Source organism: Streptomyces sp. URMC 126, assembly GCF_051386555.1.
Taxonomy (GTDB): Bacteria; Actinomycetota; Actinomycetes; order Streptomycetales; family Streptomycetaceae; genus Streptomyces.
This window is the reverse complement of the sequence record NZ_JBPQTX010000600.1, coordinates 1-1432: the sequence shown is the minus strand read 5'-3', so window position 1 is coordinate 1432 and position 1432 is coordinate 1. Positions and strand designations below refer to the sequence as shown.

The 1432-nt window shown below is 72.2% G+C and carries 1 protein-coding gene; it reads right to left on the bottom strand.

The window, feature by feature from the left end; translation table 11 throughout:
• Window positions 1-1296 (bottom strand): LysR substrate-binding domain-containing protein (locus ACSNOK_RS33010; protein ID WP_436784471.1); only part of this gene is annotated, 1296 nt, incomplete at its 3' end.
• Between the last annotated feature and the right edge of the window lie 136 nt (window positions 1297-1432).

The following is a 1432-nucleotide window of genomic DNA, read 5'->3' as shown; positions in this document are numbered from 1 at the left end:
GGAAGGGGACGGTGAAGACGGTTCCGGCGGACGGGATGGCGTGGGGCCTGCCAGTGGGGCGGGCGGTGCCGACGACTTCGCCGGGGCGGAGGAATGCGTCGGTGCGCACGGATCCGTCGGCGCACATGAACCCGTCGGCGTACACGGATCCGGTGACCCGTAGGTGGCGGCGGACCCGTAGGTGACCATTGACCCTTGCGGGGCCGGCGACCCGTAAGGGACCCCCGACCCGTAGGGGGCCTTCGACCCGTAGGGGACCTCCGGCCCGTACGGAACCGGCGACCCGTAAGGGGCCGGTGACCCGTAGGAGGCCGGCAGCCCGTACGGGTCCTGCGGCAGGACGTCCCCGCGCCGTTCCCGCCACGCGCGGTAGGCAGCGTTGCCCCGAGCCAACTCCTCGTAGGCGTGCGCCAGATCCGCGTACAGGGCATCGATCTCGGTGATGGACAGCGTTCCCGTCCGTGATACGAGGGACAGGCGGGACGTGAGCGGATCTCCGAGGAGTGGCCGGACGACCGTACCCTCCGTGGGTTCGGCGGTGGCCTGGCAGAGCCGCACGGCCTCGCCGGACGCGACGAGGTCGGCGGCCGTGGCGGTGTCGCGCACTTGCAGCAGCCGGGGATTGAGGCCGGCCGTCGAGAGGGCGCGGCGCAAGGCGGCGCACTCGTGGTCGGCGGTCGGGTCGACGATCCAGGAGTCGTCCGCGAGTTCGGGCAGCGCCACGCACGCGAGCGCGGCTACGGGATGGCCGGCGGCCAGTGCGACGAACCGGGGCTCGCAGTCGACCAGAACGCGCCTCTCCAGTCCCGGTGGCAGGTGCAGCGGGAAGCCGGCCGGCTCTTGGACGAGGGCGACGTCGAGCTGGTTGGTGGCGAGCAGTTGGACGAGAGCGGCCGATGACACCTCTATATGGATCGTGGTGTCCGTGCCCGGGAGCCTTCGGTGGACGCGGCGCAGCCATTCGGCCACGGTCGGGCCGCCAACGGAGCCGAGGCGCAGACACATCCCGCCCATGCCGGAGGCGGCGTCACGCGCCGCCATCACCAGGGCGGTCATCTCGGCCACGATCGGCCGGGCGCGGGACAGCACGGAATGGCCGAGAGGCGTCGGGCGGCTGCCCGTCTGCCCGCGGGTGAACAACACCCCGCCGATCGCTCCCTCGATGCGCCTGAGCTGAGTCGTGAGCGAGGGCTGGGTCATGCCCAGCTGTAATGCGGCCTTCCGTACGCTCCCGGTGTCGGCGATAGCGCACAGCGCACGGAGGTGCCTGACCTCAAGCTCCACGGTCCGGAGCATAACCGCGCCCCCTTGGCCACACCAGGCACATTCTCGGGCAGGTGTGAGGACTCCCCGTCAACCGCGCGTCGGCGCGCGGACGGTGGTGGGGCGGTGGCCGCGGCGGTCCAGCCGGCTGAGGACGGCGGCCTGGGAG